The 6,401-nt window shown below is 39.5% G+C and carries 4 protein-coding genes; all 4 read left to right on the top strand.

From position 1 onward, the window contains the following. Positions 1–710 (top strand): hypothetical protein (locus ABYU67_RS11735; RefSeq protein ID WP_372845414.1); only part of this gene is annotated, 710 nt, incomplete at its 5' end. 342 nt (positions 711–1,052) lie between these two features. Beyond that, positions 1,053–1,994 (top strand): replication initiation protein RepM, encoded by a 942-nt coding sequence (gene repM, locus ABYU67_RS11730; protein ID WP_372845412.1) that lies wholly within the window; start codon positions 1,053–1,055, stop codon positions 1,992–1,994. A 110-nt stretch (positions 1,995–2,104) separates the two neighbouring features. After that, positions 2,105–4,900 (top strand): class I SAM-dependent DNA methyltransferase, encoded by a 2,796-nt coding sequence (locus tag ABYU67_RS11725; protein WP_372845410.1) that lies wholly within the window; start codon positions 2,105–2,107, stop codon positions 4,898–4,900. A gap of 408 nt (positions 4,901–5,308) precedes the next feature. Then, positions 5,309–6,401: MobA/MobL family protein (locus tag ABYU67_RS11720; protein WP_372845408.1), on the top strand; the 1,093-nt coding region annotated here is incomplete at its 3' end.

The raw sequence follows: 6,401 nt of genomic DNA, 5'->3' as shown, positions 1-6,401 counted from the left end.
GATCTGATAGCATTGAATCAGCAAATAGATGGCTATCAGGAGCAAATAACAGCTTGGCAGCAGCAGCTCCAAGAGCTTTTAACCGAGAATCAAACGTTAAAAGACTTAGTGAGCAAACAGTCCGCTTTAATCAACTTGCAGAACGAGCAAATAGAGACCCTGCTGATTTAGACAAAGCCTTGATACAACAGGCAGTGAGACGGTATAGAGATATTGTTCAGTATGAGGATCTAATGGAACGACCTAAGTCAGCGCTTAAGTACCCACGAGCTAATCCTTACCTACCATTCAACGAACGCCAAGTAGAGATTATTAAATATATACATACACACATTGAAGGTTCAAAGAAGAGGCATACAAGCTACAGCCATAGAGAAAAGGAACGTAAAGCCTACAGCTCTTCTGATCTTGAAGTAAGTCTTGCAGAACCGATAAACAGGAGGCTTTTAATACTACTTGCAGATCCTATCAAAGAACAGAAGCACCATGAAATATACAGTGTTATGCGTCAAGAAATGTTCGACAAACTTATATCTGGTCGTAAGAATCTACCTATAGAAGATTCTACAAGGGAGATAGGACAAGAAAGCAATGCTCAGACGCTCAAATCTGCTCCCTATGAGGTTTTAGAGGTTAAATCAATGGATGATAAAGAAAAGTCTATAACACCGCCTAAAACGCTTAATACATACACTCCAAGATTCAATTAGACCAATTAAATTATCTGATTATTCTTGACGATGTTCTAATTCCTAGGTTTTTTGCTTTTTTAGTCAGTTAAAAACAAATAAATAGGTTTTATAAGTTTTATAAGTTTTATAAGCTTTACAGTGCTCCGAAAGCCAGTGATAGTAAAGGTTTCAACCTCCATTAAACGACGTTTACTAGGTAATAGAACGACGTTTACTAGGTAATAGAACGACGTTTACTAGGTAATAGAACGACGTTTACTAGGTATTGAACGACAAATAAATATTTGACGTTCAATACCTAGTTCTGTATTGTAAGTCTATCGAAACGCTAAAAACCACTAAATTACCATGAGAACCATTATGAAAGCCGACACGGGTAAAAATATGAGTAATCAGGTAGTGAAAACTAACCGTTTAAATACAGCTATACAGAACCTATCGCTAGTTGAAATTAGACTTATACAAGTAGCGATTATTGATAGCAGAGAAACACAGAGTGGTTTAACAGCAGATACACCGCTTCGGATAAATGCTAAACGTTACGCAGAAGCCTTCAATGTTGATATTGATTCGGCATATTGCGTGATGTTAGAAGCAGAAACCACGCTATTTGAGCGTCGATTTACATTTATCAATGAGCGAGATAATCCAGTAAAGTCACGTTGGGTCAGTCAAGTTGAGTATATGAAAGGCGAAGGAGCAATTGAGATTATCCTGACGCCCGCAGTAGTCAAAGAGATAACGCGCATCGACGGCAAAAAAACTTTCTTTACTGAATATATGTTAGAGCAGACCGCTATTCTCAATAGCGTGTATTCAGTACGTTTATATGAGCTGCTTGTACAACATCGTACAAGTCCAGTTAACCCTAAGTTTGAGCTTGAAACCTTTAGAGGTCAGCTAGGATTAGGGGTTAATGAGTACAAGCGCCTATGTGATTTTAAACGTCGAGTGCTCGATCATGCGGTTAAAGAGATTAACGAAAAAACAGACTTGCAAGTAAGTTATACGCCGAATAAATCAGGACGAAAAGTTGTAGGCTATGATTTTAAAGTGCTTGAGAAGCCCAAACGAAACTCCACTGCAAAGGCATCTGATCAGTTCAAAGAATTAACTGTTAAGACTATAGAGCTGTTCGGTTCTAAGCTTGCCAACGATAATGCCTTTGGTGGCAAGTACGCCAAGCAAGGTGAGAGTGCAAAAGCGTTTGAGATACGAGTTAAAAATGAGTTGAAAGACGTTAATAATCAAAAAAAATGGTTGTCTGATTTGATACGTGTAGGATATACCTTGAAGTCTTGATTTTCCCTATGTTTAGAAACCTTCAGATAATGACTGAGGGTTTTTAACGTTTCTGATACCATGTATTTTTTCTAAAACCACTAAAAAACTTCATACCATAAGGTATTTAAATGAGCTTAGACTACCAGCATATCCGTGAGCAGCTACACCGTATTATCCATGACTACAAAGACGCTGAGGGGTATGAGAGAGGTCAAAGTCAAAACTTTTGGACGCAGATATTCAATGCTTATGGTGTCTCTGGTCAAGTACAGCTAAAAGCATTTGAGCATCGTCTAAAAGACGATAAATCTCAAAAGTATGTTGATGCTTTTATTCCTAAACTGGTAATGATTGAACAAAAAAGCCGTGGGCTTGATCTCAATAAAGCCTATAACCAAGTCAGTAAATACTATGAACGCCTAAGCACAGCAGATAAGCCAAGATATATCGTGCTGTCTAATTTCGATGAGCTATGGCTATTCGATATTGAAAACCCTCTGAACATTAAAGAATATAAGTGTCCGCTTGCTGATCTCCCTAAAAATGCGGAATGGCTGGACTTCTTAGCACCAAATGCGGCAATGGCAGAGATCGTTGAAGAAAACCCGATTAACCGTCAAGCAACTGAAATGGTCGCCAAGCTACATCAAGCATTTATCTCCGATGGGGTCAATGCCGATGAATTGGCGCTATTCTTGACTCGTCTGATCTTTTGTTTCTTTGCCGATGACACCGGCATTTTTGGACAAAAAAACCTGTTAGATGGGTTGCTCAAAAACGAGGCAAGAAGTGACGGCAGCAACCTCAATGAAGTATTTACTACGCTGTTTGATACTTTAAACACTAAAGATCGCTCAAGTCGCCTGCCTGAAAGCTATGCTGCCTTTGCCTATATCAACGGTGATCTGTTCTCTCAATCAATCCGTATTCCTTACTTTGATGAAAACCTCTACAACCTAGTCGTTCAGTGTAACAATCTTGATTGGAGCGAGATCAGCCCTGCTATCTTTGGCTCAATGTTCCAAAGCGTACTGGATATAGACGACACAGCCGAAAGCGACGATAAACGTCGTGAGTTTGGTGCTCATTACACCAGTGAAAAGAATATTCTAAAGGTTATTAACTCACTATTCTTGCAAGACCTGCGTGATGAATTCTCAAAATGCGCTAAGGACAAGCCAAGAGCGCTAAAGCTCTATGAAAGACTCCCTACATTAAAATTCTTTGATCCTGCTTGTGGCTGTGGCAATTTTCTAATCATTGCTTACCGTGAGTTGCGACTGTTAGAAAATCAGCTGATCGCACAGATTTACGGTGAACAAAGAGGTCTGCTTGATATTAGCAGTATGTGCCAAGTCACCGTTGAGCAGTTTTATGGAATTGAGATTGAACCACATGCAGCCCATATCGCAAGGGTAGCCATGTGGATTACTGACCATCAGCTGAACCAAGCCACTGCTGAACGTTTTGGTACGACACGCCCTACAACGCCTATTGTGTACAGTCCACACATTACAGAGGGTAACGCTCTGCAAATTGACTGGGAAGATGTGCTAGCCGCTAATGAGTGTGATTTTGTGATGGGTAATCCACCTTTTGTAGGTTCTAAATATCAGGTCAAAGAACAAAAAGATGACCTAAAAAGTTTAGCAAGTAATATCAAAGGATATAAGAGTTTAGACTACGTAGCAGGTTGGTATATTAAAGCTATGCATTACATGCAGTCAGTAACTCAGAAAAATCATAATATAGAAACAGCTTTTGTATCTACAAACTCTATTGTTCAAGGGGAGCAAGTGGCTGTTTTATGGAAATATATAATTGAGGAATGTCACGGTTATATTAATTACGCCCATCATACCTTTAAGTGGACAAATGAGGGTAAAGGTGTAGCGGCTGTCCATTGCGTGATTATTGGTTATTCAACTCATGAACGTAAAGAAAAGATTATATTTAGTTATGATGATATTGCAGGCGATCCTAGTCCTAGTAGTGCCAAGACAATCAATGGCTATCTAGTTAATGCTGAACCCATATTTTTTTCACGCAGACCAGTACAAATATCTCATGAAGAAGAAATGCGACGTGGTAGCGATCCGACAGATGGCAACAACCTGTCTTTAACAGAAAAGCAATACTATGACCTAATAGAAAAAGAACCTGTAGCTAAAAAATATATCCGCCCTTACATTGGCGGTGCTGAATTTCTCAATAGCATACCAAGATGGTGTTTATGGTTTGATGGTGTCGATGCATTAGAATTGAATCACGACTTACAAAAAATGCCATCAGTTAAGGAGCGTATTAGTAATGTACGTGAAATGCGCCTAGCAAGCACTAGCCCTCAAACACGTAAAGATGCAGCTACTCCTCATTTATTTCAAAGTATAAGGCAAAGCGATACTGACTACTTATTTATTCCTCAAGTTTCATCTCAAAACCGTCGATTTTTGCCAGTGGGATTTATTAGTTCAGAGGTGATTGCTGGAGCACCACATTTTTGCGTGGTAAACGCTACTCTGTATCATTTTGGAATACTATGCAGCAGTATGCACAATGCATTTATGAGGCTTACATCAGGACGTTTAAAAAGCGACTATCGCTACTCAAATAGTATTACGTATGACAACTTTCCTTATCCTTTTATGGCAGATGATCAGGATGTTAAAACGGTTAAGGCTAAGGAAAGAATATTTGAAGCAGCTCAAGCCGTTTTAGATGCTCGTAAACACTACCAAGAGGACAGCGAGGATGCACCAACTTTAGCTAAGCTTTACAATGCCTATCTAATTGACCCTTATCCTGAGCTAACAAATGCACATGCTGCACTTGATAAAGCGGTAGATAAGGCTTATGGCTACAAGGGTAAAGATGATGATGCTAGTCGCGTAGAATTTTTGCTGAAAAAGATAGCTAACGTATAGTAAATAATATTTTCTAGAGAGCTTTTTATATCAGTTCATATAGTGATCTTAAGAGATATTTTTCTCACAAAAATACATGATGATTTTTTGCTTTCTTCATGTCATTTTGCGTATTTTCAAAGGCTCAAATTTTGATTTCAAATATTTGAGCCTTTTTTGTCGTTTTTAGAGTTAAAACTCACTTTTTGGAGAATCGTAAAAAAGGATGTAACAGGGGAGATTACCCATTTTCAGTTAAATTGGATAATCCAAATAGCCGTTTTTTTTGCTTTTTTTAGCTCTCTGCAAGAGTCCTCGAAGAGCGCGGTTACGTAAACCTGTATATCCTATCACTGCGTTCTATGATATACAGGTTATACATAAGCCACGTTGGGGACACCCCAAGCCCCAAAAACCAGAGAGACTATCATGGCAATATTCAGAGCAGAAACCAAACATATAAGCCGTAGTAAAAAAGACAATGTGGTTTCTGCTGCTGCGTATCGCTCAGGTGAGAAGCTGACCGACACCAATCAATTTAATCCCAACGCTAAGACTTATGATTACACTAGGAAGCAAGGCGTCATGGCGAAAGGTATTATTTTACCAAGCTCGCTGATTGAGCAAAACTTCACTATTGATCGGCAGCAACTCTGGTCGAGTGTGGAGCAGCATGAGACAACGACACGCAGCGTTAAGGGCAGCCGTTTAAAGCAGACTGCTAGGTTGGCTAGAGAATGGTTGCTAGCATTGCCAACTGAGCTATCAGACGAAGAAAACGAGCAATTAACCGCAGAGTTTACCCAGCGACTAGCAAATGATTTAAATGTCATTGGTGACTACTGTATTCATAAGCCAACAGTCGGCAACTACAAGCCCAAAGCAGACTATATCGAATCCTATGACCCTGATACAGAAGAATTAGAGAAAACGAGAGTCTATGACTTACATGCAACCGAACCTGATAGCCGCAATATTCATGCACATATCATGTTTACTACTCGTAAGGTCGAATTAGATAACGGCTCACTTGTTTTTGGAAAAAAGGCAGACAGCGAAAGGTCTGAGAAGTGGCGGCAGGAACAAGGATTATCCAATGGTGGCGATTATTTGAAAGAAATACGCCATTTGTGGGCTGATATGGTCAATCAAAGGCTAAAGCAGAAGCATATCCTGCCAATTACCGCAAAATCCTATAAAGATTTAGGTATAAACATCATTCCACAGCAAAAGCAGGGTAAGGATGCGTCAACGCTTGCTCTGTATGGCTTTAAACCACCTATTATAGGACATAACAATGACTTCAGAGAACAAAACAAAGCATATATTAAGTCAGCAGCAGATAGCTGTATTGCTAGAGAGTCACAAAGCGCAAGAGAACGATCTGATAGCATTGAATCAGCAAATAGATGGCTATCAGGAGCAAATAACAGCTTGGCAGCAGCAGCTCCAAGAGCTTTTAACCGAGAATCAAACGTTAAAAGACTTAGTGAGCAAACAGTCCGCTTTAATCAACTTGCAG

This window comes from Psychrobacter sp. (assembly GCF_041554015.1).
Taxonomy (GTDB): Bacteria; Pseudomonadota; Gammaproteobacteria; order Pseudomonadales; family Moraxellaceae; genus Psychrobacter.
This window is presented reverse-complemented; position numbering and strand designations above follow the sequence as displayed.

Bases quoted from the DNA above. Each gene is read 5' to 3' on its own strand.
- ABYU67_RS11725 (WP_372845410.1), top strand. From the start codon at position 2,105: ATGAGCTTAGACTACCAGCATATCCGTGAGCAGCTACACCGTATTATC.
- repM (WP_372845412.1), top strand. From the start codon at position 1,053: ATGAAAGCCGACACGGGTAAAAATATGAGTAATCAGGTAGTGAAAACT.